The following is a 26,202-nucleotide window of genomic DNA, read 5'->3' on the forward strand; positions in this document are numbered from 1 at the left end:
CGTTCGGAACGCCCTGGTGAGACGGTCATCAGGGCTCCGACGAGTGAAATCGAGTATTGATTCCCTCGAACCGGGGAAGGGGTTTTGGAACCCCTACCACCGGATTCGAGAGGAACAGCCATGGCGAACAAGCGCACCTTCACCGTCGCCGTCGCGGCGCTGGCCTGTACCGCGCTGCTGGCGGCGGGATGCAGTTCCGGTGGCGGTGACAGCGGCAAGGCCGCCAGCGGTCCCATCAAGATCTGGTACTCCAACAACGCGCAGGAGGTGGCCTGGGGCAAGGCGACCGTGGCGGCGTGGAACACCGCGCACCCGGACCAGCAGGTCACCGGCGAGGAGATCCCGGCCGGGACCAGCTCCGAGGAGGTCATCTCGGCCGCCATCGCCGCGGGCAACGCCCCGTGCCTGGTGTTCAACGGTTCGCCCTCGGCCATATCCGGCTGGGTGAAGCAGGGCGGTCTGGTGCCGCTCAACGACTTCCCGGACGGCGTCTCCTACCTCGAAAGCCGCAGCGGCGCGGGCGTCGCCGCCGAGTACAAGAGCACTGACGGCAAGTACTACCAGCTGCCGTGGAAAAGCAACCCGGTGATGATCTTCTACAACAAGGACATGTTCAAGGCCGCGGGCCTGGACCCGGACCACCCGGCGCTGTCCACGTACTCCGACTTCCTCGCCGCCGCGCAGAAGCTGACCAGCACCGGCGGCGCCCAGTACGCGATCGCCCCCGCGCCCACCAACGAGTTCTTCCAGAACTGGTTCGACTTCTACCCCCTCTACATCGCCGAGAGCGGCGGCAAGGCGCTGATCGAGAACGGCGGCGCGACCTTCGACGACGCGGCCGGCAAGGCCGTGGCCGACTTCTGGTCCCAGATCTACGCCAAGGGCGAGGCCCCCAAGGAGAAGTACAACGGCGACGCGTTCGCCGACAAGAAGGCCGCGATGGCGATCGTGGGCCCGTGGGCGATCTCCGTGTACGGGAGCAAGGTGAGCTGGGGCGCGGTCCCGGTGCCGACCTCCACCGGCATGGCCGCCGACCAGATCCACACCTTCGCCGACTCCAAGACGGTGTCCGTCTTCAGAGCCTGCAAGAACCGCCAGACCGCGTGGGACTACCTGAAGTTCGCCACCGACCAGGCCAATGACGGCACGCTGCTGAACACCACCGGTCAGATGCCGCTGCGCGCCGACCTCCCGACCGTCTACGCCTCCTACTTCAGCACGCACCCGGAGTACACGCAGTTCGCGCAGCAGGCCGCGCGGACCGTCGAGGTCCCGAACGTCGCCAACGGCGTGGCCATGTGGCAGGACTTCCGCAACGGCTACCTGAAGTCGGTCGTCTTCGGCCAGCAGTCCACCGACCAATGGCTGCACGACGCGGCCGGAACCGTCGCCTCCGACATCAAGAAGTAGGCCGCGCCGTGTCCCGCGTGCCGCGCCGATCGCGGCCGAGACCGGGCCGTGGCCCGGGCTCCAAGACCATCGTCGGGCTCTACCTGGCCGCTCCCTACGCGATCTACCTCGCCGTCGTCTACGCGGTGCCGATCATCCAGGGCGTCCGGATCTCGCTTCTCGACTACGTCTACGCCGCCCCCGGCGCCGACGTCCCCCAGCCCTTCACCGGGTTGAAGAACTACCGCGCGGCGCTGTCCGACCCGCAGCTGCGCCGGTCGTTCCTGAACATCCTGGAGTTCCTGGCCATCAACGTCCCGCTGACCGTGATCCTCGGCCTGACACTGGCCGCGGTGCTGGCGAAGCTGAGCCGGATGAGGACGTTCTTCCGCTCGGCGTTCTTCGTCCCCTACGTCACGGCCAGCATCGCCGTGATCGGGGTCTGGTACTTCCTGTTCAGTCAGAGCGGCCTGGTCAACCACGTCCTGGGCGGCTGGGCCCCCGACCCGTCCTGGCTGGTCAACTCCAAGCTGGCGATGGTCGTCATCGCCCTGGAGGTGACCTGGAAGCAGCTCGGCTTCTACGTGCTGCTCTACCTGGCCGGGGTGTTGCTGATCCCTGATTCCCTCTACGAGGCGGCAAGCATCGACGGCGCCGGCGCCGTCCGGAAGTTCCGGGCGATCACGGTGCCGGCGGTGCGCAACGTCACCATCCTCGTGACGACGCTGGCGCTGATCGTCGGCGCCAACCTGTTCACCGAGCCCTATCTGCTGACCGGCGGCGGCGGCCCGAACGGCGCCTCCATGTCGCCGGCGCTGCTGATCTACCAGAACGGCGTCGAACAGGGCAAACCCGGTATCGGGGCCGCGATCGGCATCCTGCTGACGCTGTTCGTGCTGCTGGTGGCCGGCGCCGGACGCGGCGTGCAATGGCTGTTCCAGCGCGCCGAGAACCGCGGCGACGAACCAACCGGCCCGGAAGCGGGGGAGGCGGCCCCGGCATGATCAGGACCCTGAAACGTGCGACCACCTACGGCTTCGTCCTGGTCGGCGCCCTGGCCAGCGTCTTCCCGCTCTACTACATGGTCGTCGGCTCGTTCCAGCTCAAGGCGGACAGCGCCTTCAGCGGCCTGCTCCCCCGCCCCGGCAACCTGGGGCTGACCAACTACCGCGAGGTCGACAAGGCGATCTCGCTGCTGCCCTCCCTCGCCAACTCCGCGATCTTCACGCTGGGCACCGTCGTGCTGACCATCCTCGTCGGCCTGCCCGCCGGGTACGCGCTGGCCCGGCTGCGCTTCCCCGGCAAGGGCGTGGTGGCCGCCGGGCTGATCATGGTACTGGTGCTCCCGTTCCAGGTCATGATGATCCCGCTCTACATCCTGGTGGTCCGCGACTACGGCCTGGCCGACAACTTCGTCGGCATGATCCTGCCGTTCGCCGTGAACGCCACCGCGGTGCTGATCTTCCGGCAGTTCTTCGTGGCGCTGCCCGACGAGCTGTTCGACGCCGCGCACATCGACGGCGCCGGCGAGCTGCGGACCCTGGTCCTGGTCGCGGCGCCGCTCACGAAACCGGCGATCATCACCGCGTCGGTGATCACGTTCATCGGGCCGTGGAACGAGTTCCTGTGGCCGTTCCTGATCACCAAGAAGCACTCGATGCAGCCGCTGGCGGTGTCGCTGGGCGAGTACGTGTCCACCAACGCCGCCACCGCCACCAACCCCTACGGCGTGATCCTGGCCGGCGCGTGCGTGCTCGCCGTGCCGGTGATCGTGTTGTTCATTCTGGCGCAGCGGCACTTCACCTCCGCGGCGCTGGGCAGCGGCGTGAAGGAGTGAAGGCTCGGCTATTCGGCGCCGTCGGTGTCAGCACCCTGAAGGAGGTGGGCGAGCGCGGTCCGTGAGGAGACGTTCAGCTTGCGGTAGATCCGCGCCAGATGGGTCTCGACGGTGCGGTGGCTGAGGAACAGCTCGTCGGCGATCGCCCGGCTGCGGCGACCGGTGGCGACCAGGGCGGCTATCTCCTGCTCGCGTGCCGTGAGCAGGGCCCTGACGTCGGGCTGGGACGGGCCGGCCGGGGTCGCGCTCGGGGTCGCGCCCGGGATCGGATTCGGGGTCGAGCCAGGGCTCACCGCCCGCGGCGACGTCCACGCCTCGTTCCCGGGTCGCGGCTCGCCCGCGTTCAGCAGAGCTCTGATGTCGGCCACTTCCTCCTCGATCCTTAGCGCCCCGTGGATCCGGGCGACCTCCTCGGCGGCGTCGAGCCAGGAACCGGCGACGGCCGGGCCGTGCGCGGCGGCCGACGAGGCGGCCCCGACCGCCAGCGTCCAGGCGTGCTGCACCGGTCGGCCGGCCCGCCGGAACCCGACCGCGGCCTGCTCGAACAGCTTGGCCGCGATCGGGTGCTCGCCGTCGGCGCCGTGCAGGGCGGCCTGGGCGCGGGTGACGTAGGCCCGCTGCACCGACAGCCCGGAGTCCTCGGCCGCCTGATCGGCCGCGTCGGCGGCCTGCCGGGCCAGTACGACGTCGCCGGAGCGCAGCGCGGCCGTGGAGAGCATCGACAACAGCATCGGGCGGTAGGCGGGCTGGAGCCGCCGCAGCTCGGGCCCGCCGCCGCCGTCCAGCAGCGCCTCGACACAGCCCGCGGCATCGCCGCCGATCAGCCGGGCCTGGGCCAGCTGGATCGCCGCCGAGCCGGACCACCAGCCGTTGCCGGGCCGCGCGGTCCGCACCGCGTGCTCGGCGGCGGCGATCACGGCCGCCGCCTCGGCGCGGCCGCGCGACCAGATCATGGCCCCGACCCGCAGCGCCTCGCTCATCGAGACGCCGTCGCCGGCCCCGGTGGCGCGGGCCACCCGGCCGGCCTCCTCGGCACGCCGCTCCGACCGCGCCAGCTGCCCGGTCTGCTGGTCGATATAGGCCAGGCCCAGCAGGACATTGAGTTTCATCTGCTGCGGGCCGCCGTCGCGGGCGATGGTCAGGCAGCGCCGCAGATGCCGGCCGGCGGCGGTGTAGCCCTCCATGAACATCTCGCCGCAGCCGAGCATGGCCAGCAGTTCCGGAATCCGGGCGGCGTCGGCGTCGGGCAGGCTGTCCGCCAGCCGCGCGCCCTCGACGAGCGCCGGGATCGCGTCGGCGGTCCGGCCGAGATACGCGTCGCCGAAGGCGGCCAGGACGCGGATCGCGGCGGCCAGGCGCTCGTCCGGCACGGCCGGGCCGTCGATGCGCAGGGTCGCGGCGATGGAGGCGGACTGCGCGGCGGTGGTGTCGTGCGCGGCGGATCGGGCGCCGTCGGCATCGTGCGCCGCGGCATTGTCGGTGGCCCCGAGTCCGGCATCCGGCTTCGGGGCCGTATCAGCCATCGAGGAATCCGGCACGGCCCGGATCGCTGCCACGACCTCCTGCACCGCCGCGCGCGCCTGCTCGTACGTGCCCCGGTACATGTGCAGCACCCCGAACTCGAACGCGAGCTCCGCGGCCCCGAGGTCCAGCGGTCGCGGCAGCCGCTCCAGCGCGCCGCGCGCCACGGCTTCGGCCTCGTCGTACCGTCCGAGCTGCCGCTCGGCGGCGACCCGCGTGGCCCAGGCCCGGACCCGCAGCGGGCCGGTGAGGTGGGTGTCGTCGCGCATCACGTCGTGGACGAGCGCGCGAGCCTCGTCGAACCGGCCGGCGGCGGACAGGGCGCGGCAGCTTTCGAGCATCAGGGCCGTGCGTTCGGCGCCGGGGTGCTCGCCGACGGGGGTCTGGAGCGCCAGGCCGAGCCAGCGGACGGCGGTGGCCGGGGCGTCCGGCAGGATCGCGACGGCGGCGCGGACCAGCAGCGGCGCGGCGGCGGCATCAGCGCCGACCAGGTGCTCGGCGTGCCGGGCCAGGTCGACGGCGGCGGCACCTCGGCTGGACAGCAGGTGCAGCGCGCGCTGGTGAGCGGCGAGCAGGCTCGGCAGCGGGGCCCGTTCGTGGGCGACATGGCCGAGCAGCGGGTGTCGGAAGGCGAAGCGGGCGCCGGGGGCCACGTGGCGGACGATGTCGGCGCGGACCAGCTCGTCCAGGGCGTCGAGGGTGCGGGCCAGCCCGAGACCGGAGATCTGCACGGCGTCCTCGGGCCGGAACGGTCCGGCCAGGACGGCGGCGGCCCCGGCCACGGCGGTCTGCTCGGGGCTGAGCGCGTCGAGCTCCACGCCCATGGCGGCGGCCTCGCGCAGCAGGGCGCCGGTGTCCTCGCCGGGGCTGTCCGGCCACAGCTCGGGACGCCAGCCGGCGGCGATGAGGATGCGGAGGTTGCGCGGGTTGCCGTCGGCGGCGGCGCGGATCTGCTCGATGTAGGCGGGGTCGTGGTCGGCGTGCCGCTGCCACGCGGCGAGCAGTTCGGCCACGGCGGTCCCGTCGAGCGGGTCCAGTTCGATCCGGACGACGGTGCCGGTGCGGGCGCCGTCGTCGAGCGCCTCCAGCAGGACCGATCCGGTACGGCGCGGACAGTGGCCGATGGCCAGCAGCAGCGGGCCGGGTACCGGGGTGCGGACCAGGCGGGCCAGCAGGCGGGTGGAGGCGTCGTCGGCGAGGTGGACGTCGTCGAAGACGACGGCGCCGCCGGCGGAGCGGACGGAGCCGGCACCAGAACCGGAACCAGAGCCAGAACCAGAACCAGAACCAGAACCAGCGGCGGCCGGGCCGGACCCCGCGGCCCAGTCGGCCAAACCCGCGCGCACAGCGCGGAACACCGCCTCCTCGTCGCCGCCAGCCAGGCCCGGAGCCGGGACGTCGGCCCAGGCGTCGCGGAACAACTGGCGCGGCACGGAGGTCCCGCGCAGTGCCGTGGAGCGGGCGATCCGCGTCCCGGCGCGTTCGGCCATCCCGGCCAGCAGCCCGAGCAACCGGGTCTTGCCCATGCCCGGGTCCCCGGCGATCTCCAGCACCGCGCCCCGGCCCGATCCCAACGCCTCGACCGCGGCGGCCAGCCGGCCGGTCTGGGCTTCCCGCCCGGCCAAGGCCTGCCAGGCCCGCGGCGAACCCGTGGCGAGCACGCGCACCTCCCCGCACGGTTGTCCGAACCCTGACGCCCCGAGGGACTGTAGCCGTCGCTTCCGACAGTTATGGGTGAACTGTACCCAGCCCCGGTGGACGCGACCTTTCATTCTGTTGATTTGTCGCGGACGCCGCGGTGGGCGGGCCGCCGCAGGTCGCGGGGATCAGTAACCCCGGTGCGTAAGAGGTAGTAGCGGGTTACGTAGTTTTACCGACGACGCGCCGTCTCAGTGCCATGACACTGAGTGCGTCAAGGTCCACACAAATCCGCATGGCAGCACCCTGCCACAAGCCCGGCACCAGGCGTCACACCGCTGTCACCAGCCGTCACGAGCATCCGAGAGGGAGTCACCATGCAGGCCTCCGCCGTCCGCCCCGAGCCCGATTCGGCCCGTATCCCGGTCAGCGTCGTGGAGGACCATCCCCTGTACCGCGACGCGTTGACCCGGCTGTTCCAGGAGGCCGGGGACTTCGACCTCGACGTGGTGGCCGGCTCGGTCGGCAAGTTCGTGGCCTGCCGGCCCCGCCGGGACGGCATCGTGGTGCTGGACCTGACCCTGCCCGGCGTCCACGGCGCGGCGGCGGTGCTGCAGATCAACGGCATGGGCAACCGGGTGCTGGTGGTCTCGGCGGAGGCGGCCAAGGCCGACGTGCTGGGCGCGATCTCGGCCGGGGCGCGCGGGTTCCTGTCGAAGGAGTCGGAGGGCACTGAGATCCTGCGCGCGGTCCGGGAGATCGCCGCGGGCAACAGCTACGTGTCGCCGACGCTGGCCTCGATCGTGCTCACCACCGAGCAGAACCGCCAGGCCGGGCCGCGGCTGGAGCTGTCGGGCCAGGAGAAGCAGGTGCTGCGGCTGGTCGCGGCCGGCGAGCGGGACCGGGACATCGCGATGGAGATGGGAATCAGCGTCCGTACGGTCCGCTCCTACCTGGACCGGATCCGCGACAAGATCGGCGCGCGCCGCCGCGCGGACATGACGCGGGCGGCGATCGAGCTGGGCGTGCTCGCCGAATCGGCGGCGTGCTGAGGGCAGGCCGCGCGCCGCGACGGGGCGTTCGGCGGACGACTCGCGGACTGACCGACCGCGCCGCCCGGGGCTGGCGCGGCGACGGCGCGAGCTTGGCGTTGCTGGTGCCGTTGGGCTTCCAGGTCGGCGTGCTGCCGGCTGCCGCGCTGGTCTCCGTGGGCGGCTTCGGGCTCGCCGGGAACCGGTCGGTGCTGGCGGTGGGTGCGTTCTTGATGGCCGCGACGGCGGCGCTGGGGTACGGCATGGCGCGCGGGATCCCGGTGCGGGCGGTGCTCGTCGGCGACACGGTGCTGGCGGTCGTGGCGAACCTGGTGGTGAGCGCGTGGTCGCCGCCGTCGGATCGGGCGGCCGAGGTGTCGTGGCAGTACTTCGCGGGGTCGGTGGCGCTGGTGACGCTGGCGCGCGGGGTGCGCGGCGGACTGGCGGTGGTGGCGGGCGGAATCCCGTTGCGGTTGGCGATGTTCGCGGCGTCCGGACCGGAGCGCACGGTGCGTTCGGCGGCGGTGCTGGGCCTGGGCGACGCGGCGGTGTCGGTGCTGGCGATGGCGATGGCGGCCGGCGTGCTGGTGGCCCTGGACCGGGACGCCGAGCGGTTGCGCGCCGGGATCCGGCGGTCGTTGCACGACACGGTGTTGCAGACGCTGGAGGCGATCGCGCTGACGCTGCCGAACGACTCCGACGCCGAGCAGGCGCCGCGGCGGCTGCGGGAGGTCCGGGCGATCGCGCACGCGGAGGCGGTGGCGTTGCGGCGCGAGCTGGCGCGACGCGGCGCGCGGACCACGCCGGACCTGATGGCGGGCTTGGTCGGGCTGGTCGGCGAGCTGGCCCGGGAGGGACTGCGAGTCCGGCTCGACGCCGTCGACGCGGCGCACGACGGGTTGACCCCGGCGCGGCGAACGGCATTGCTGGCGGCGACGCGTGAGGCGCTTCGCAATGTGCTGAAGCACTCCGGGACGGCGGAGGCGCTGATCCGGGTCGGGGCCGCCGACCCGGCACACACCGCCGAGCTCGGCGGGCTGACGCTCACCGTCCGCGACTTCGGCGTCGGGTTCGACCCGTCCGCGCACCGGCCGGGCTTCGGGCTGAGCGAATCGGTCGCGGCCCGGATGCGCGAGGTCTCGGGCACGGCGCGGGTCGGTGCGCGTCCCGGCCATGGAGTGTCGGTGACGCTGTGGGTTCCCGTGGAGAGGGACGTGGGGTCCTGAGGGTGTCCGGCGGGTCACCAGGCCCCTGATACGGTCCGCGACGCACCGGACGCGTCACCCGCACGCCACCTTGTCATTGCTCTGTCATTGCTTCGTAGTTACCCGGCAACCCTAAGTTCGATCACACTTCTGGACCGTTTCGGGCACGGTCCATGTCAGGGATTTGGGAACGGGCACGACGGGGATCACGTGAGCGACCTGAAACTGAACAGTCAAGCACTGACTGGATTCGCCAACACTCTGCACAAATTGCTCGGCGACTTCGCCCAGCCGGTGTACCTCTCCCCCGGCCGGGGCGACGTACTCGACGACGACCTGTCGCTGCTGAGCTCGACCGACAAGGCCTGCGGCGACGGGCTGAACTCGTACCTGACGGCGCTGGCCGCGCTGGCGGACCAGGCGGCCGCCGCCGCGCTGAGCCTGGATCAGGGGCTGGCCGACGACGTCCGGCAGCAGCGGGGACGGGCCTTCGAATGACCAACGCGGCTCCCGCCGACGGCGGCGGATCCGGACTGACCACGTACGACCCCTGGCCCGGCGATCCGGCCGCGTACGAGGACGTCGCGGCGCGGCTGACCGACCGCGAGATCCAGGCCAACCAGGTGCGGTCCGGGATCCTGGGCATGATCAACGATCCGGACCTCGGCCATTGGCTGGGGGAAAGCGCGAACGCGTTCAAGCAGACGCTGGGACCGCTGCCCACGCTGCTCGGGCAGATGGTCTACGCCTACGGCACCGCCGCGCAGGCCGTCCACACCTTCGCCGGGCAGCTCCGCGACGGCCGGGCTTCGTTCGCCAAAATGCAGTCCGCGCTGCTGGCCTCCGGCTCCGCTCCCGCGGCGGACGGCAGCGTCCATGGCGACGTCCACAGCGACCAGCGCCGGCTGTCCGACGGCGCGGACCAGGCGGCGGGCCAGTACAACCGGGCGATGCGGACCTGCGCCCAGGCCGTCGCGGATTCGGAGAGCGATCTGCGCCAGGTGGCGAGGACGCTGTCCGGGAGCGCCTACTCGGACTTCAACGCGACGTTCACCGGCTTCGGCGGCGAGCTCCCGAGCCTGGCGGGGCTGATGAACATGGGCGACGACGTGGGGCCCAGCACCGTCGACCCGGCGAGGATCCTGGACACCATCGCCTTCCTGGACGGGCTCCTGGACGACCCGGGCGCCGGGAACCAGCACCATCCCGAGCTGGCCGGGGCCCAGGTCTACAACCGCTTGCAAGGCATGTCGCCCGCGGAGCTCGACGCCCTGCTGGCGATGATGGAGCCGGCGCAGCTCGACCGGCTGAACAGCGCGATCGAGGCCGGGTCGGTGCCGGACCGCGTCGCCTGGGCGAACCTGCTGCTGAGGGACATCGACTCGTCGACCCTCGGCACGGTCCAGCAGCACCTCCCCGCGCTCCAGCCCGACTGGCGGACCGAGAACGTCCCGAGCGGCCTGCACTGGAAGGACGTCGACACCGGCCTGTTCAGCCCGACCGGCATCGACATCGGCAGCGATCTGCACCAGGGCCAGGACGGCGACTGCTGGTTCATGTCCTCGCTCGCGGCGATCGCGCAGCAGAGCCCTGACTTCTTCGAGTCCCGGATCCACGAGAACCCCAACGGCACCTACACCGTGACCTTCTACCGGGACGGCCAACCGGTCGAGGTCACGGTCGACGGGCAGCTCCCGGTGAACGACCGGGACCAGACCGTCTACACCAACCCCGGCGGCTTCAAGTGGGTCTCCCTCTACGAGAAGGCATACGCCCAGTACCAGGGCGGCTATGAAGCGCTCGACGGCGGCAACGGCGCCCGGACCGGGCAGGCCGCCACCCGGACCAGCACCGGCGACCATTCGCTCCAAGAGATCTCGCAGTGGGTCAAGGACGGCCGCGCGGTCACGACCGGCAGCCGCAAGGACGGCGGCGGCCTGTGGTGGGACGGCGACGGCGAATTCATCGACGGCAACAAGGTGGTCAGCGCGCACGAGTACTGGGTGGACAGCGTCGACCTGAACGCCGACCCGCCGACCATCACCTTGAAGAACCCCTGGGGAGTCGCCAGCGCGACCGACGCGGACAAGTCGATCGGCAGGATCACACTGACCGAGAGCGAGTGGCACGAGTACTTCAACAAGGTGTCCGCCACGCCGGTGCGGCCGTGACGGGGGACGCGGCCGGGCAGCAGTTCGGGCAGCGGTTGGGACAGCGGGGCCAGTACCTCGGCGACGGCATCGCGGTGGGGATCATCGCCATCAATCCGGATCCGGCTCGCCCGGCCGCGCGCCTAGTCCTACGCGACCTGTTCGGCCCCGGCCCTTATCGCGAACTCCAGGTCACCGCGCGGCCCGGCAACGTCGTCGAGTTCGGATCGCGGCGGATCACCGTCACCGCGGTGGCGGCGGCACCGGCCGACAGCGAGGACGATCCGCGGGCGGCCGGGCACATCGTTTTCTACGACGACGCGATCGACACGGCGGTCGCGATCGACACGGCGGTCCCCGTCGACAGGACGGTCCCGGTCGACACGGCGCTCCCGGTCGACACGGCGGTCCCGATCGACTAGCGGCTCCCCCTCAGCTCCCCGGCACCGCCACCGGCTTCTGCGCATCGGCCTCGTCCAGGGCCGGGCCGGTCGGCAGCATCGCCACCGTGGTCGGCGGCAGCTGGGACGGGACCGCGTTGCCGTAGCCGAGCGCGCCGCGGGCCTGGGTGTCGCCGAGGGCGTACTTGGTCCCGGCGTCGGTCACCAGGTACCACTTGTCGGCCTGCGCGCCCGGCGCCACCTTCGCCGTCACCAGGGCGGCGGTGCCCGGCGGCAGGTAGACCTCGTCGGCGGCGGCGCCGTTCTGCGGGGCGCCGGTCGGGACGGTGCGGGCGCCGGGCGGCAGCGGCCAGGCGGTGCCGAGGGCGATCTGCGCGGGGTCCTTGCCGTCGCCGGTGGCGCAGACCACGGTCGAGTCGCCGCCGACGGTGACCGGGGCCGGCATGCCGGCCGGGTAGCCGGCGGCGTCGTCGCCGGGCGGGACCGAGGGGGCGGCCGCCGCGTCGGCGATCGAGACCGGCCGGGCCACCGGCGGGCCGTCGCCGGCATAGGCGGCGGCGTTGGCGGCCGCGGCGAGGACCAGTGCGGCCTGCGCCTGCGCGACCGGCTCCAGGCCGGCGGCGCGGACCAGGTAGTAGCCGGAGCGGCCGGCCACCGGGTTGTCGGCGGCCAGGATCTGGCCGACCTTGGTGCGCAGCTCGCCGACCCGGGGGCCGGCGCGGCCGGCGTCGGGCACGGTGACCAGGTTCAGGTCCCGGCCGGCCGGCAGGGTGGCCAGCCAGCTGTCGGTGACCGGCAGGGTCGCCGCGCTCTGATAGCCCAGGGCGATCAGCGCCGGGCGGTCGCCCAGCCGGTACTTCACGCCGCCGGTGATCAGGTAGCGGTCGCCCTTGGGGTCCTGCACCAGCAGCGCGCGGCCGTCCGGGACGGCGGCCATCCCGGCCAGCGTGGCGGTCGCGTCGCCGGCCCGGGCCAGCAGCAGCGCGGACACCGGGCCGGTCACCTTCGGCAGGTCGCTGGTGGCGCGCGAACAGCCGACCGGGGCCGGGTCGGCGGCCAGCGCGGCGGCGTCGGGCAGGCTGTCGGGGGCGGCCGGGATGCCCAGCGCGGCGCCCCGGGGCGCGCCGCTGAGCAGGGAGCCGGCGACGGTGACGGTCTTGGTGCCGTTGGCCAGCAGCCGGGCCGAGGCCAGATTGGCCACCGGGTGCAGCACGCCGCCGTTGTCCAGCACGAAGTGCCCGCCGCCGTCCTTGTCGATGATCACCAGCCCGGTGTGCCGCCAGTCCGGCGGCGGCGAGGGCTGCAAGAGCCCTGATATGCCGAAGCCGGCGGCGGTGAGCAGGGTGGCCACGCCGCCGAGCACCACCCCGAAGACCAGGCGGCGGTTCGGGGCCACCGGGTGGTTGGCGTCGGCCACGGTCAGCGCGGACACCAGCCGGCGCCGCAGGAACTGGTAGGCCTGGATCTGGTCCCGCTCGGTCCACACAACGCACCCCGGGATTTCTCGTCGTCCGGCCGGCTCTCGTCCCGACATCTGGAGTTCGCCCGGCCGTCCTATTTCCGCGAATGCGGATGTCGGCCGGCGCTGTACGAACAGCAGTCAGTATACGTATGATTAGCGAGCGCCAAAAGGATATGCGCCGGCTCAAAGAAATATGGTGACCGCGATGACCAGTCACACCGCGCCGGCGGCCGAGATGCTGATGCCCCCGGCGCCGCAGCCGGTGGCGCGGGCCGCCGCGTCCGTGCCGACAGCACCCACGACATCCGCGGCACCCGAAGCAGCCGAAGCACCCACGACGCCGGCAGCGCCGACGGCGCCGTCGATCCCGGCCACGCTGTCCCGCGGGACCGCCGTCCTGGACTGGTTCGCCCCGGTCCGCACCTGGCAGACCGTGGCCTGGGAGGCCGCGACGCTGGCCGCGGCCGCCGGCCACGGCCGTTCGGCGCTGACCGAGGCGGTGGCCTACACCGGCGCCGGGGCGCTGATCGGCATGAGCTCGCTGCGGGTGCACGGCCGCTGCCTGGCGCAGTGGACGGACACGCAGGGCCGCTACCGCTATCGGCGGCTGTCCGCGAAGCGCCGGGCCGAGGCGGAGGCCGAGGCCGCGGCGGCGCCGCTGGCCACGCTGCTGCCGGACCTGGGGCTGGGCGGCTACGTCGACCGGGCCGGGAACCGGGTCGGGCTGGCGGCCTCCGACGGCGGCTGGGTGGCGACGGTGCGGCTGGGACCGGCGGTCGAGCCCGATGTCGGGGCCCTGCTGGCGGTGCTGCGCGAGGCGTTCGCGGATACCACGATCCCGCTGGCCGGCGCTCAGCTGGTGGTGTGGACGGCGGACGGGTCCGCGGCCAGGTCCGCCAGCATGGCCGAGCCCGCCGACGGTGACGGCGATGACGAAGACGGGCCCGAGACTCCGGATCCGACACAGGACCCGGCGGATCTGACCGCCACGGTCCCCCACAACGTCCTGCCGCCCGGCGGGTTCCCGCCGCTCGATCTGGACACGACCATGACGCTGCCGGTGCTGCGGCCAGGAGCCGCGAATCAGGCTTCTTCACCGCCACCGCCACCGCCGTCATCGGCGTCCACGTCCGCAGCCGCGGATCTCGACCTGACCGTGACCCTTCCGGCCCTGACACCGCAGGCCCTGGCCGCGATCGGCAGCTCGGCGCACCCCGCCCCGAATCAGCCCCCTGCTCCGGCCGTCCCCGTCCCCGTCCCCGTAAACCGCGGCCCGATGCGCGTCTACTGGTTGACGCTCCGCTACCGCCCGCGCCAGGCTCCGCACGCCGCGATGGCGCGCGGCGGCGGCGAGCTGGGAGCGGCGCGCGCCGTGGCCAGTGCGGCGCTGGGCCTGGTGTCGCGGCTGGACTCGGCCGGGTATTCGGCCGACGCGCTGGACCAGATGGAGTTCGGCCAGGAGCTGCTGGTGGCGTTGAACGCCGGGGATCCGGCGCCGTCCGAGGTGCGGGAGACGTGGCGGGACTGGTCGACCGGCCGGTTGCGGCAGGTCTGTTTCGAGCCGCATCGTTCGCTGGATCCGGCCGGGCTGCTGGTGCAGTGGGCTCCGGGTGCGGCGTTCACCTGCTCGTCGTACACGTTGAGCCGGACCCCGCGCGGGCGGATCCGGGGCGCGTCGGCGATGCGGATCGCCGGTCCCGACGTCGACAAGCTGGTGCCTCCGGTGCCGGCGGTGCGGGCGAACGGCCGCCACCAGGAGTTCGTGCTGCGGACGCTGCCGCTGGCGTTCACCTGACGGAAGCCGGACCCGGACATCAAGGTGGCCGGACCGCCCGCCGGTCCGGCCACCTTCCCCGTCTGCGGTCAGCTCTTGATGTGCCCCAGGTGCTCGTACACCCCGAGCGCGACCCCGGCGATCGGCAGCAGCGCCACCACTCCGAGGAATTCGGCCAGGTCCATGAGCCGGGTCCAGTACGGCGAGCGCCGTCCCTGTCCGGCGTGCCGAGCGTAGACGAAGCACGCCAGCCCGGCCAGTGCGAGCACGACGACGCCCGCCACCAGCAGTGCTTTCTCGTGCCGCTGCACCAGGGTGACGGCGAGCCAGCCCAGCGAGGCCAGTCCGGTGCCGACGAGCACCACGCGCTGCACGGTGTCGGTGTAGGAGCGCGATCGCAGCATCCACACCATGCTCAGCAGGCTGACCAGCACGACCGGCCAGGCGCCGGCGGCGCGCAGCGTCGCGACCGCGCCGGCGACCACCGACAGGCCGAGCGCGGCCAGCAGGCCGGTGAGCATCCGCTGCGCGGCGGTGGTCTGGCCCAGGACGTCCGGGCCGAGGGTGGGCTCCTCGTTCTCGCGGAACGCGGCGATGTCCGAGGGCACCCGCGGCAGCGGCAGCCGGCCCAGCCGCATCGCGACCATCGGCGCGGCGGCGGCCAGCGCGGTGGCCAGCACCGCCAGCACCACTCCGGCGTGCGCGGCGGTGGCTCCGGCCAGGCCGACGACGGCAGCGGTGGCGGCGCCGAAAGCACAGAACGCGGCCGACGCGCCGAACCAGGCCGACCAGCAGCGGATCGCGATCATGGCGAGCACCGCGTAGGCGCCGGTGACGCCGAGTCCGAAGGCTGCGGCGCCGCCGTGGACCGGCCACAGGTGGTGCGGCGGCAGGGCCGCCAGGCCGGTGGTGACGGCGGCCGGGATGCCGGCGGCGGCGCACGCCATGGCGGCCCGTAGGTCGCGCGCCACCCGGCTCAGCGCCCCGGCGGCGAGCAGCAGCACCAGCAGCGCGCCCCCGGTGGCCGCCGGGGCGGCGGCCTTGCCGGAGAGCAGGGCGAACAGCAGCATGGTGGCACCGGCCAGGGCCACCGCGCCGCCGACCGCGCCGACCCGGTGGGCGACCGCCGGGCGCCAGGCGCCTTCGGAGTTCTCCGAGGCGCTGGCGATCGCGTCGACGACGTCGTCGAACAGCATCGGCGCACCCTGGCGTTCGCGCGGCACCAGGTAGAGGACGTCGCCGTCGCGCAGGCCGGCGGCGGCCACCGTCAGCTCCGGCGGCAGCGGGGCGCCGCCGAGGCGCGCCAGCACCCAGCCGGTGTGGCCGGGGCCGGCGTGGCGTTGCGCGTCGGAGAGCCGGACCAGCTCCGGGACCAGCTCGGCGACGGTGCTCTGGACCGGCAGCGCCACGTCCACCCGGGCCCGGGGGCTGACGACGGTCGCCCGGCGGGCCCAGGTCATGCGGTTCGGCGCGGCGGGGTCGGCGGCGGACGCGCCGTTGGACGCGCCGTTGGACGCGCCGGCGGAGGCGCCGTTGGACGCGCCGGCGGAGGCGCCGGAAGCCGAGCCGACGGACGAGCCGGCGGACGGCCGGCCGGGGCGCGGGGCCTGGGTCAGGCCGCCGTGGGCTCCGGCCACCTCAGAATCCCGCGCCGGGCGCGGCGGCCTCGATCACCGGCTGGAAGCGGGCGCTGCCGGCCTCGGCGACCTTGCGCAGCGCGTCGTTGACCGCTTCCTTGACCAGTTCGCCGAGCTCGTGCGCGTCGTTGCGGCGCAGCGCCTCGTCGTGGATGTCGACGCCGACCACCTGCCCGTTGCCGCGCGCGGTGACCCGGATCTCGTCGTCCCGGCTGGCGCCGACGACCTCGGTGGCCTCCAGCTCGCGCTGGATGCGCTCGATGTCCGCCTGCTGGCCGCGAATACGCTCCATGAGCGCTTCGACGTTGGTCGCTGTGTCGATGCTTTCCATTTACTCCGCCTCTGGACGTGCGATTCCCGGTGCGTTATGTGATGCGTTTCCGGCGCGCTGAATCGCGATTCTCTAGGAAGCGCTCGCCATGATGTGCTCGGTGACCGTGCTGCCATTCGTCGGGTCGACGAGCGTGACATCGGTCTGGGTGCCGACCGGCATGGTGACGGTGGTGCTGACGCCGTCGTAGGTGGTGGTGACGGTGATGTCGCCGGGCGGGGTGGCGGCGTGCGCGGGCGGGACGGCGGGGGCGGCCGGGGCCGAGGCGACGGGGGTGACCGGGGCGGCCGGGGCGGCGGGAGTGGAGATCGGCTGGGCGGTGACCGGGATGTCGGCGCCGCGCAGCGGCGGGTCGACCGGGATGAAGCCGCTGGTGTCGGCGGCCGGCTGGCCGGCGGTGGGCTGGGCGGCGGTCGGGAACGCGGTGGTGGGGAACGTGGTGTTCGGGTACGCCGGGTTCGGGATCGCGGTGGTCGGGATCGCCGTGTTCGGGTACTGCGACGCCGCCGAGGTGCCGCCGGTGTAGGGGATCTGCGCGGCGGCGTTGTTGTAGGGGTCGGTGGACGCCGAGGTGCCGGTGGGGTAGGTGCCGTCGGCGCGCGCCGAGGTGTTCGGGTGCGCGTACTGGCCCAGGGTGGCCGCGACCGAGGCGTCGTAGCCGCCGTTGGCCGCCACCTGCTGGCCGGTGGTGCTGGCGATCTGCGGCGGGGCGTGCAGCGCGTTCTGCGACAGGCCGCCGGTGCTGGGCTTGGCGTAGGTGCCGGCCGGCGGGACGGCGGTGCCGTGCGAGCCGCTGCCGATCAGCTTCTCCACGTCCTGGACGATCTGCACCAGGGTGGTGATCTCCTGCATCAGCTGGCTGCCGCCGAGCGCGTTCAGCAGCGCCTCGACGCCCTCGATGAACGCCCGCAGGCCGGCGCTGGCCGAGGTGGACAGCGACACCGCGGCCCAGTAGGTCCACCAGTTGGAGGCCAGCGAGGCGACCACCGGGTTCACCGCCGAGACCACCGAGGTGTAGGCGGTCTGCGCGGCCTTGACCAGGGTGCCGGAGACGCCCAGCAGCTGCGAGGAGGCCTCGATGACCTTCACGATCTTCTCGAACGACTCCAGGGTGTCGGTGAACTTCTTCACCGCGGTCTCCCCGGCCTGCCCCGACCACGCCTTGTCCAGGGTCTGCACCGCCGAGCGGGCCTGCTCGATCAGCTTCAGGAACTGCTCGGCCTGCTTGAGCCGCTGCTCCACCAGCTGCGCGATCCGCTCCGGCGATCCGGTCGCGATCCGCGACACGAAGGTGCTCGGGCCGCCGCCGTACGCGGTGGCGTCCATAGCGCTGGAGTTCGGTATCACGAACATGTCGGGCACCGCCTGCCTGTGAGTGGGTGGATGACAAGGCTCATCGATGATCGGGCTTCAGGCTAAAGCGGTCCGGGCCGGTCGACGGACGGCAAAAGTACCCACCTGTGCGGGGGGCTCCGCGCCGTAAATTGGGCCCGCAGCACGCAGTGGAGTGGATGTCCGGGTCGGTGCGGATCGGCGGGGCCGGTCGCGGGCCGGCGAGCGCCGATAGGAGAGCACCGCGGTGATGCCGACCACCACCATGAGTCCGCCCCGGGAGACCGGCCGGAGCCGCGGCGGCGGGGGCGGAGGCGGGGCGCCCGGGCTGTCCGGGTTGCCGGGCGCGGAGATCCAGCTCCAGGCGCCGCCGGTGCTGGCCAAGGGGTCCGGCGCGAATCTCAATCAGCTGATGTTCATGCTGCCGATGATGCTCGGCATGGGCGCCATGTCGTTCTTCTACATGGGCGACAAGGGCGGGGCGATGACGTATGTCTTCGCCGCTCTGTACGGCAGCACCATGATCGGCATGATCCTGATGTCGGTGACCCGGGGCGGGGCGCAGAAGAAGGCCCAGATCAACGCCGAGCGGCGGGACTACCACCGGTACCTGTCGGGGCTGCGGCAGCAGGTGCGCGATGTGGCGGCGGCGCAGCGGACGTCGTTGGCACTGGCCCGGCCGGAGCCGACGGACCTGTGGCTGCGGGTGGCGCAGAGCCGGCACTGGGAGCGGCGCCGGACCGACGACGATTTCGGGCACGCCCGGGTCGGGCGCGGGCCGCAGCGGCTGGCCACGCCGTTGCGGGCGCCGCAGACGGCGCCGCTGGAGGATCTGGACCCGGTGTCGTCGGCGGCGCTGCGGCAGTTCATCCGGACCTACGCGACGGTGCCGGACCTGCCGGTGGCGTTGTCGCTGCGGTCGTTCGCGTCGGTGGCACTGAGCGGGGACCGGGAGACGACGGTGCCGCTGGTGCGGGCGCTGGTGGCGCAGCTGGCCACGTTCCACGCGCCGGAGGATCTGCGGATCGCGCTGTGCGTCGGGGATCCGTGGCACGCGGAGTGGGAGTGGCTGAAGTGGCTGCCGCACGCGCAGGCCGCTCCGGCCGCGCCGGGCGCTCCGGGCGGGGACGTCGCCGGGACGCAGGACGCGGTGGGGCCGGCGCGGCTGGTGGCGGGGGATCTGGAGCGGCTCGGGGAGCTGCTGGACGAGGATGTGGCGCGGCGCGCGGCCTTCGGCGGCGGCCGGGCCGCCGGGTATCAGGATCCGCACATCCTGGTGATCGTGGACGGCGGGCGGACCGGCGGGGACCCGGCGCTGGCGCCGGCCGCCGGGCGGCACGGCGTGACGGTGCTGGAGCTGGCCGGGGCCGAGCCCTCGCCGATCGCCCGGCCTTACCAGGGGCGGCTGCACGTGGGAGCGGACCGGATGGGCCTGGTGGTCGGCGAGGGCCGGGACCGGCACCTGGAGTTCCTGGGGCGGCCGGACGGCCTGGACCCGGCCAGCGCCGAGGCGCTGGCCCGGCGGCTGGCCGGCGTCTATCAGGGGGCTCCCACCTCGGCGGCCTCGCCGATGGCCGCCGACTTCGGGCTGCCCGAGCTGCTGGGGATCGGCGATCCGGAGCAGCTGGACCCGGCGCGGACCTGGCAGCCGCGGGCGCCGCGGGACCGGCTGCGGATCCCGATCGGGATGGACCCGGTCGGACGGCCGCTGGCGCTGGACCTGAAGGAGGCGGCCGAGGACGGGATGGGGCCGCACGGCCTGGTGATCGGGGCCACCGGCTCGGGCAAGAGCGAGCTGCTGCGCACGCTGGTGACCGGGCTGGTCGCCACCCACTCCTCGGAGACGCTGAACCTGGCGCTGGTCGACTTCAAGGGCGGGGCGACGTTCGCCGGGATGTCCGGGCTGCCGCACGTCTGCGCGGTGATCACCAACCTGTCCGAGGAACTGACGCTGGTGGACCGGATGGCCGACGCCATCAACGGCGAGGTGCTGCGGCGGCAGGAGATGCTGCGGGCGGCCGGGAACTACGCGTCGGTGCGGGACTACGAGCGGGCGCGGGAGCGCGGGGCGGATCTGAAGCCGCTGCCGGCGCTGCTGGTGATCATCGACGAGTTCAGCGAGCTGCTGTCCAACCGGCCCGAGCTGATCGACCTGTTCGTGATGATCGGCCGGCTGGGCCGGTCGCTGGCGATCCACCTGCTGCTGGCCTCGCAGCGGCTGGAGGAGGGACGGCTGCGCGGGCTCGACGCGCACCTGTCGTACCGGATCGGGCTGCGGACGTTCTCGGCGGCGGAGAGCCGCGCGGTGCTCGGCGTGCCGGACGCGTACCAGCTGCCGTCGGTGCCGGGCTCGGCGTACCTGAAGACGGACACTGAGACGCTGCTGCGGTTCAAGGCCGCGTATGTGTCCGGGCCGATGCCCGCCCGCGGCCGGTCGGCGGGCGGGGGGACGCACAGCAGGATCCTGCCGTTCACGCTGGCGCCGGTGATCGACGCGCAGGCGCCGGTGGCGCCGGCGGTACCGGACCCGGCGGAGCTGCTGACGCCGGCCGCCGGGGTGGGGCCCAGCATCATGGACGCGATGGTCGGACGGCTGGAGGGCGCCGGACCGGCGGCGCACCAGATCTGGCTGCCGCCGCTGGACGAGCCGGTGAGCCTGGACGCGATTCTGCCGCCGCTGGGGGTGGATGCCGAGCGGGGGTTGTGCCCGGTGGGGTGGGGTGGGCTGGGGCGGTTGACGGTGCCGTTGGCGCTCGTCGACAAGCCTTTCGAGCAGCGCCGGGATCTGCTGTGGACGGACCTGTCGGGCGCTGCCGGGCACGCGATGGTGGTCGGGGGTCCGCAGAGTGGTAAGAGCACGTTGATCAGGACGCTGGTCAGCGCCTTGGCGGTTACACATACGCCGGAGGAGGTGCAGTTCTTCATCCTGGACACCGGCGGTGGGGCGTTGGGTCCGATCGCGGGGCTACCGCATGTCAGCGGCTACGCCACGCGGCGCGATGGGGAGCGGGTGCGGCGGATCGTCGGCGAGCTGACGACGCTGCTGGCGGAGCGGGAGCAGCAGTTCGCCGCGGCCGGGATCGACTCGGCCGCTGCGTTCCGGTTGCGGCGCGCGGAGCTGGGGGCGGGGCTGGGCGTGGGCGTGGGGGCGGGAGCGGGAGCAGGGGCGGCGGACGGGCGGGCGTTCGGGGATGTGTTCCTGATCGTTGACGACTGGACGACGTTGCGGCAGGAGTACGAGCTGCTGGAGGAGCCGATTACGGCGCTGGCGGCGCGGGGGTTGGGGTTTGGGCTCCACGTGATTATTACGACCAACCGCGCGATGACGGTGCGCCCAGCGCTGCGCGACGCGATCGGAACGCGGTTGGAGCTGCGGCTCGGCGACCCTGGGGAGTCGCTGGTCGATCGGCGGGCGGCGGCGAATGTGCCGGCTGGGGCGCCGGGGCGTGGGCTGACGCCGGACAAGCTGCACTTTCTTGGGGCGCTGCCGCGTGTCGATGGGGGGACTCGGGCTGACACGCTTGGGGTGGGGACTGCTGATTTGGTCAAGCGGGTCGCGGTGGCGTGGGGGCGGGGGGTGGCGCCGCAGGTGCGGATGTTGCCGAGGGTTGTTACGCCGGAGGAGGTGAGGGCGCTGGTGGGGCTCAGCGCGGGGCTCAGCGAGGGGGCCACAAGTCGGGCGGTGCCGTTCGGGTTGTCGGAGGCGGATCTGCAGCCGGTGTTCGTGGACTTCGACAGTGATCCGCATTTCATCGCGTTCGGGGATGTGGAGAGTGGCAAGAGTGGTCTGCTGCGGACCATCGCTGCTGGGATCGTGGCCAACTACGCGGCGGAGGAGGCGGCTATTGCGGTCGTCGACTATCGGCGCGCGCTGCTGGATGCTGTGGCTGGAGAGCATCTGCTCGGCTACGCGGGGAGCGAGCCGGCGGTCGTCGAGCTGGTCAACGACCTCGCCGAGGCCATGCGCCGCAGGCTGCCCGGCCCGGAGGTCACTCCGGAGCAGCTGCGTGAGCGGAGCTGGTGGAAGGGTCCTGAGTTGTTCGTGATCGTCGACGACTACGAACTGGTGGCCGTCCCCGGCCGGAATCCGCTGGCGCCGCTGCTGGACTACTTGGCGCAGGCGCGCGACATCGGCCTACACCTCGTGATCGCACGCGGGAGCGGCGGCGCCGGACGCGGGCTGTTCGAGCCGGTGCTGCAGCGACTGCGCGAGCTGGGGTCGCCGGGGTTGGTGATGTCGGGGAGCAAGGACGAGGGGGCGTTGTTGGGGGCTGTGAAGCCGGGGCCGCAGCCGCCTGGGCGGGGGGTTTTGGTGCATCGGAGGGGTGGGGTGGTGCAGGCGCAGGTGGCTTGGACGGGGCCGGTGAGGTGAGGGGTGGGTGGGTGCGGTTGAAGACTAAAAACCAAAGTCAAAAGCTGGGTAAGGCAGGCGCCTCCGGCGAGGGCCTCTGATCCCTCGGAGAACTGGCGCTGCTCCATAGGGTGGTGGCTGCTAGTCCCTGCGCTGGCGGTTGGTGAGGTGGGGGTTTGTTCCCCTCGCTCACGTCGGCAGCCCTACGGGTACAGCACCGCCGCCCAGGTATCAAGTCCATGCCGGAACCTTGTTGTTCTAGCGCTGCGGTTGCGCTTGCATGAACTTGACACCTGGTCGGCGGTACTGTAGGCAAAGCCCTGCCGACGTGACCGAGGAGAACAAACCAAAACCCAGGGAGAGGACTGAAGGATCCGGGGGCGGTGGTGGCCCGCTTCAGCCCTGCGGCCGCCGGGTGAGGCAGGGGCTTTAGCCGCCCATGCGAGAGAGTCTTCAGCCACCCGGTGAGGCAAGCCTTTGGGGATGCCTTCAGCCGCCGCTTTTGCTTTGAACCTTCCCGGCGGCCGGAATCAGCGAGGCACCCAGCCCCCTCCCCCGTGATTGTCAGCTCTCTGCCTGGGTTGTTGGTTTGTTCTCCTCGGTCACGTCGGCAGGGCTTTGCCTACAGTACCGCCGACCAGGTGTCAAGTTCATGCAAGCCCAACCGCAGCCCAACAATCATTACCGCAGCGGCATGGACTTGATACCTGGGCGGCGGTGCTGTACCCGTAGGGCTGCCGACGTGACCGAGGGGAACAAACCCCCACCTCACCAACCGCCAGCGCAGGGACTAGCAGGGCCCACCTATGGACTGGCGCCAGTTCTCCGAGGGATCAGAGGCCCGCCGGAGGCACCTGCCTTTGACTTTGCTCTTAAGCATTTGACTTTACCGTTACCCCTGCACTCGACCCCGACCTCGACCCCAACTCCGTCCCCGACCCCGAACTCAAACCCGACCCCGACCCCCATCTCCCCCACGTGGGTACTTCTGCCGTCGCCGCGACCGGCAGTTGTGCCGTGTGGTGTACATGCACGGAATCCCTACCGTATCCGCTATGAGCCGGAGACCTGCTCCGGCGTGTTCCCAGCGCGGGTTTCCCAGACAGAAGGAGGTGGCCCACGTGGCCGGTCCCGGTTTCCTGAGTGATGCCGCTGCGATGGCGCGAGCGATCCAGGGCTTTCAGGAGTGCGCGGCTAACGCGAAGAAGACCATGAACGACCTGGAGAGCGAGCTGACGTCGACGCTGGCGCAGTACCAGGGCAACCAGGCCATCGCCTTCTGGAACCTGCACACCGAGCTGCAGGAGCAGATGACGGTCGCCTCGCGGGAGATCGACGTCATGTCGGACCTCGTCAACAAGAGCTTCCAGAACTACGGCTCGGGTGACACGCAGGTCCATGACACGTTGCGGACGCTGGCCGGCAACGCCGGGGCGAACAGCAGTGTGCTGTCGCGTCTCGGTGGTGTCTGAGCCGCTCGCCGCCGCGTTCGACATCAGCATCGACATCGACATCGACTTCGACACCGACACCGACACCGACATCGACTTCGACATCGACTTCGAGGAGGGATCCTGAGCATGACCGCCGATCAGATCAGTGTGAATTTCGGAGCGCTGCAGACCAGTGCCGGGACGTTGTCCACCAAGGCTGCCGCGCTGACCGCGTACCTGGAGGATTTGCTGACCAGCCTCCAGCCGATGAAGCAGACCTGGGTGGAGTCGGGCTCGTCGGCCGGTGTGGCCGCCGACACCGCCGAGACCAAGCTGCGGGCCGCGACGGCCGACATCGTGGCGACCATCAACCAGTTCTCGGCGAAGGTCACTGAGGCGCACGACCTGCAGTACGCGCTGGAGCAGCAGAACACGAGCTACTTCGCCTGATGCGGACCGCCGTCGGGCACGGCTGTCCCCAACCGGCGGGAAACCCCCTCCCGCCGGCCGTGCCCACGGCTCCGCGCTCGGCCGCGATTCCTGACCCGACCCGTACAGGAGCTGTGAGCGATGCCCGATCAGCCCACGCCCGACCAGTCCTTCTCCATCCATCTGAAGTCGCTGACCGATTTCGCTGACGAGTTCACGACGCAGATCGAGAGCATTCAGGCCCCGATGGACCATCTGGCCACCATGTCCGACACGCCGCCGCAGTACGGCGCCTTCTCCGAGGCGTGGGCGCTGGGAGCCGGCGAGCAGGCGGCCATCGAGGAGATGTACAGCCTGCTCGGGCAGGTGAAACAGGCGATCGCGTTCGCCGGGACCGTCACCGGGACGGTGGCCGACGGCTACCGGCGCGCCGACGAGAACATCTCGCAGGCGCTGGGCGGGTCGCCGCCGGTCGGGTCGCAGAGCTACGAGCACGGCGGGCCGGTGCACGTCGGGAACGACCACTCGGGCCCGGACCACGGCCACTCCTGGCAGCACACGCAGGTCGACGGTGACAACAAGGCCTCGTTCCCGGACTCCACGGCTCCCGGCTCCACGGCTCCGGGCTCCACAGCCCCGGGCGCCACGGACGCAACCTCGGCTGCCTTCGTCGCCAACGCCCCCGGCGACCCCTCCTCCTCGACAGCGGTGCCGGTCAGTGGCTTCTCCTCGCCGGTCGGCCATCTCGTGACCGGGGCGCAGCCGTCCGACGGGGCGCTGCCGGTGTGGACGCCGCCGCCGGCCACCGCGACCCCGGCGGTCGCCCCGGCCGTCGCCCCGGCGCCGACCACCGGGCCGGACCCCTCCTGGACCAGCTACTTCCAAGGCACCCCGCAGGGAGGTGTGTGAGCGTGACCAAGCCCGTCTCCACGGATTTCTCGCAGTACAGCCTGACGCAGCTCACGCACATGCTCTACGAGAGCGACCCGGCCACCGGCGTCAACACCGCGCAGGCCTGGGACGCCACCGGCAAGATGCTGCACGAGCAGGCCTCGAACCTGGAGGGCCGGCTGCGCAACTTCGACGACGAGTGGCGCGGTACCGCCTCCGACGAGTACAAGCGGATGGTCAGCGACCTGATCGGCGGCATCCGCAAGGTCGCCGACACCTCGCTGCAGATGCGGGACCTGACCTACGACGCCGTCGACTCGCTGACCAAGGCGCGCGCCGCCATGCCCGCCCCCGTCGACATCCCCACCGTCACCCCCGCCACCCTGGCCCTGGCCACCACCCCGCTCCCGATCGACGCCGCCACCCCGGCCCCGGTCGTGGCGCAGATGCAGACCGACCAGGCCAAGGCCATGGCCGCGGTGGACGCCCAGCAGAGCGCGATCGGCGCCGCCTCGGCCGCGCACGCGCAAGCGGTGACCGTGATGAAGACGCTCGCCAGCAGCTACGTGGTGGCGCAGAACCGGTTCCCCCCGGCCCCGGACGCCGCGCCGGCCACCCCCGGCGGCCCGCCCCCGACCGTCGCGGCCGGCAGCACCCCGATCGGGCCGCTGGACCCCGCCCCCGGCGGCCAGCTGTCGCTGCCGGGCAGCTCGACGCTGCTGCCGCAGCCGGTGCAGACCGGCGGCGCGAACCCGGCCGGCTCGGACAACCCGCTGTTCGGCGACATGTACACGGTCGGGCTGGCCGCCGCGGCGGCCGCCGTGGCCGGGAAGTTCGCCGGATCGGCCACGCCCGGCGGCCTTTCGCCGCTGCAACCGGTGCCGAACAACTCCGCCCTGTTCAACGCCTCCAACGTCGCGCAGAACCAGAACCAGGACCAGAACAAGGACAAGAACAAGGACGGTTCGGCCGACAAGCGCGCCGCAGCCGACGCCGCCGGCGTGCTCGGCTCCCGGTTCCTGGCCAACAAGCTCGGCAAGCTCGGCGGCGGAGGAGGCGCCAGCCTCGGCGGCGGGAGCGGCATCGACCCCAACGCCGCCAAGGCCGCGGCCGACGCGGCGAAGAACCTGGCCGTCGCCGAGGGCGCGGCGGTCAACGACTTCGCCGGCGGCGCGATGGGACAGGCCGCCGCCGCGGCCGCCGGGCGCGCCGGGATGATGCCGATGATGCCGATGAGCGGCATGGCCGGGGCCGGGATGGGCGACGCCGGCAACCGCCGGATCCCGCCGTGGCTGGTGGAGACCGAGGACGTCTGGGGCGCCAGCTCGCCGGTCTCCCCCGGCCTGATCGGCGGCGACCTGTAGCACCCGGCACGGCACCGGCACCGGCA

At 72.4% G+C, this 26,202-nt stretch carries 19 protein-coding genes; 14 read left to right on the forward strand and 5 right to left on the reverse strand.

Translation table 11 applies throughout. The features are described 5' to 3' along the window. The first annotated feature begins 120 nt into the window (after positions 1–120). The 3 genes from ABD481_RS23990 to ABD481_RS24000 are packed head-to-tail and all read left to right on the forward strand — an operon-like array spanning position 121 to position 3,226. Entirely contained in the window at positions 121–1,410 is a 1,290-nt protein-coding gene (locus tag ABD481_RS23990; protein WP_344667993.1) for an extracellular solute-binding protein, read from the forward strand. 17 nt (positions 1,411–1,427) lie between these two features. Then, a complete protein-coding gene (locus ABD481_RS23995) occupies positions 1,428–2,393 on the forward strand; it encodes a carbohydrate ABC transporter permease (RefSeq protein ID WP_425559264.1) in 966 nt (321 codons plus the stop codon). Further along, positions 2,390–3,226 carry a carbohydrate ABC transporter permease gene (locus ABD481_RS24000; RefSeq protein WP_344667995.1) on the forward strand — a complete coding sequence of 279 codons (837 nt, stop codon included), beginning with the start codon at positions 2,390–2,392 and terminating at the stop codon, positions 3,224–3,226. The genes ABD481_RS23995 and ABD481_RS24000 overlap by 4 nt, the downstream gene beginning before the upstream one ends. Before the next feature lie 8 nt (positions 3,227–3,234). On the opposite strand, the gene ABD481_RS24005 is transcribed toward ABD481_RS24000, so the two are convergent. Further along, the gene (locus ABD481_RS24005) at positions 3,235–6,408 is read right to left on the reverse strand and encodes a helix-turn-helix transcriptional regulator (RefSeq protein ID WP_344667996.1); all 3,174 of its coding nucleotides are present in this window, start codon (positions 6,406–6,408) and stop codon (positions 3,235–3,237) included. 354 nt (positions 6,409–6,762) lie between these two features. On the opposite strand from ABD481_RS24005, the gene ABD481_RS24010 reads away from it, so the two are divergent. From ABD481_RS24010 to ABD481_RS24030, 5 genes are all read left to right on the forward strand, one after another. After that, positions 6,763–7,437 carry a response regulator gene (locus tag ABD481_RS24010; protein WP_344667997.1) on the forward strand — a complete coding sequence of 225 codons (675 nt, stop codon included), beginning with the start codon at positions 6,763–6,765 and terminating at the stop codon, positions 7,435–7,437. After that, on the forward strand, positions 7,431–8,642 hold the full coding sequence (locus ABD481_RS24015) for a sensor histidine kinase (protein ID WP_344667998.1): 1,212 nt from the start codon (positions 7,431–7,433) through the stop codon (positions 8,640–8,642). Before ABD481_RS24010 ends, ABD481_RS24015 begins: the two co-directional genes overlap by 7 nt. 189 nt (positions 8,643–8,831) lie before the next feature. Further along, entirely contained in the window at positions 8,832–9,119 is a 288-nt protein-coding gene (locus ABD481_RS24020; protein WP_344667999.1) for a hypothetical protein, read from the forward strand. Next, positions 9,116–10,792: a C2 family cysteine protease gene (locus ABD481_RS24025; protein WP_344668000.1), complete on the forward strand. Its 1,677-nt coding sequence runs from the start codon at positions 9,116–9,118 to the stop codon at positions 10,790–10,792. Before ABD481_RS24020 ends, ABD481_RS24025 begins: the two co-directional genes overlap by 4 nt. Continuing rightward, positions 10,789–11,193 (forward strand): hypothetical protein, encoded by a 405-nt coding sequence (locus tag ABD481_RS24030; protein ID WP_344668001.1) that lies wholly within the window; start codon positions 10,789–10,791, stop codon positions 11,191–11,193. Before ABD481_RS24025 ends, ABD481_RS24030 begins: the two co-directional genes overlap by 4 nt. A 10-nt stretch (positions 11,194–11,203) precedes the next feature. On the opposite strand, the gene eccB is transcribed toward ABD481_RS24030, so the two are convergent. Then, positions 11,204–12,658, reverse strand: coding sequence for a type VII secretion protein EccB (gene eccB / locus ABD481_RS24035; RefSeq protein ID WP_344668002.1), 1,455 nt, complete (start codon positions 12,656–12,658; stop codon positions 11,204–11,206). A 181-nt stretch (positions 12,659–12,839) separates the two neighbouring features. Between eccB and ABD481_RS24040 the strand changes: the two genes are divergently transcribed. Next, complete coding sequence (locus tag ABD481_RS24040) at positions 12,840–14,429, forward strand: type VII secretion protein EccE (protein WP_344668003.1); 1,590 nt, start codon at positions 12,840–12,842, stop codon at positions 14,427–14,429. Between the two features lie 68 nt (positions 14,430–14,497). Here the strand turns inward: ABD481_RS24040 and eccD are convergent, their stop codons facing one another. The 3 genes from eccD to ABD481_RS24055 all read right to left on the reverse strand — a co-directional run bounded on the left by eccD (position 14,498) and on the right by ABD481_RS24055 (position 17,729). Further along, positions 14,498–16,045: a type VII secretion integral membrane protein EccD gene (gene eccD / locus ABD481_RS24045; RefSeq protein ID WP_344668004.1), complete on the reverse strand. Its 1,548-nt coding sequence runs from the start codon at positions 16,043–16,045 to the stop codon at positions 14,498–14,500. 1 nt (position 16,046) lies between these two features. Then, on the reverse strand, positions 16,047–16,376 hold the full coding sequence (locus ABD481_RS24050) for a YbaB/EbfC family nucleoid-associated protein (RefSeq protein ID WP_344668005.1): 330 nt from the start codon (positions 16,374–16,376) through the stop codon (positions 16,047–16,049). 72 nt (positions 16,377–16,448) lie between these two features. Next, complete coding sequence (locus ABD481_RS24055) at positions 16,449–17,729, reverse strand: hypothetical protein (RefSeq protein WP_344668006.1); 1,281 nt, start codon at positions 17,727–17,729, stop codon at positions 16,449–16,451. Positions 17,730–17,973: 244 nt separating this feature from the next. On the opposite strand from ABD481_RS24055, the gene eccCa reads away from it, so the two are divergent. From eccCa to ABD481_RS24080, 5 genes are all read left to right on the forward strand, one after another. Then, a complete protein-coding gene (gene eccCa / locus ABD481_RS24060; RefSeq protein WP_425559265.1) occupies positions 17,974–22,080 on the forward strand; it encodes a type VII secretion protein EccCa in 4,107 nt (1,368 codons plus the stop codon). A 1,100-nt stretch (positions 22,081–23,180) separates the two neighbouring features. Beyond that, entirely contained in the window at positions 23,181–23,531 is a 351-nt protein-coding gene (locus tag ABD481_RS24065; protein ID WP_344668008.1) for a WXG100 family type VII secretion target, read from the forward strand. A 108-nt stretch (positions 23,532–23,639) separates the two neighbouring features. Further along, the gene (locus ABD481_RS24070) at positions 23,640–23,942 is read left to right on the forward strand and encodes a WXG100 family type VII secretion target (RefSeq protein ID WP_344668009.1); all 303 of its coding nucleotides are present in this window, start codon (positions 23,640–23,642) and stop codon (positions 23,940–23,942) included. 120 nt (positions 23,943–24,062) lie between these two features. Further along, on the forward strand, positions 24,063–24,830 hold the full coding sequence (locus ABD481_RS24075) for a WXG100 family type VII secretion target (protein ID WP_344668010.1): 768 nt from the start codon (positions 24,063–24,065) through the stop codon (positions 24,828–24,830). 2 nt (positions 24,831–24,832) lie between these two features. Then, entirely contained in the window at positions 24,833–26,176 is a 1,344-nt protein-coding gene (locus ABD481_RS24080; RefSeq protein WP_344668011.1) for a WXG100 family type VII secretion target, read from the forward strand. Positions 26,177–26,202: the final 26 nt, after the last annotated feature.

Origin of the sequence: Catenulispora yoronensis, assembly GCF_039531695.1 — a bacterium.
GTDB lineage: Bacteria > Actinomycetota > Actinomycetes > Streptomycetales > Catenulisporaceae > Catenulispora > Catenulispora yoronensis.

Excerpts from the sequence above, each read along its gene's own strand:
- ABD481_RS23990 (WP_344667993.1), top strand. The coding sequence starts at position 121 with ATGGCGAACAAGCGCACCTTCACCGTCGCCGTCGCGGCGCTGGCCTGT.
- ABD481_RS24000 (WP_344667995.1), top strand. The coding sequence starts at position 2,390 with ATGATCAGGACCCTGAAACGTGCGACCACCTACGGCTTCGTCCTGGTC.
- ABD481_RS24010 (WP_344667997.1), top strand. The coding sequence starts at position 6,763 with ATGCAGGCCTCCGCCGTCCGCCCCGAGCCCGATTCGGCCCGTATCCCG.
- ABD481_RS24025 (WP_344668000.1), top strand. The coding sequence starts at position 9,116 with ATGACCAACGCGGCTCCCGCCGACGGCGGCGGATCCGGACTGACCACG.
- ABD481_RS24040 (WP_344668003.1), top strand. The coding sequence starts at position 12,840 with ATGACCAGTCACACCGCGCCGGCGGCCGAGATGCTGATGCCCCCGGCG.
- ABD481_RS24050 (WP_344668005.1), bottom strand. The coding sequence starts at position 16,376 with ATGGAAAGCATCGACACAGCGACCAACGTCGAAGCGCTCATGGAGCGT.
- ABD481_RS24055 (WP_344668006.1), bottom strand. The coding sequence starts at position 17,729 with ATGTTCGTGATACCGAACTCCAGCGCTATGGACGCCACCGCGTACGGC.
- eccCa (WP_425559265.1), top strand. The coding sequence starts at position 17,974 with ATGAGTCCGCCCCGGGAGACCGGCCGGAGCCGCGGCGGCGGGGGCGGA.
- ABD481_RS24070 (WP_344668009.1), top strand. The coding sequence starts at position 23,640 with ATGACCGCCGATCAGATCAGTGTGAATTTCGGAGCGCTGCAGACCAGT.
- ABD481_RS24075 (WP_344668010.1), top strand. The coding sequence starts at position 24,063 with ATGCCCGATCAGCCCACGCCCGACCAGTCCTTCTCCATCCATCTGAAG.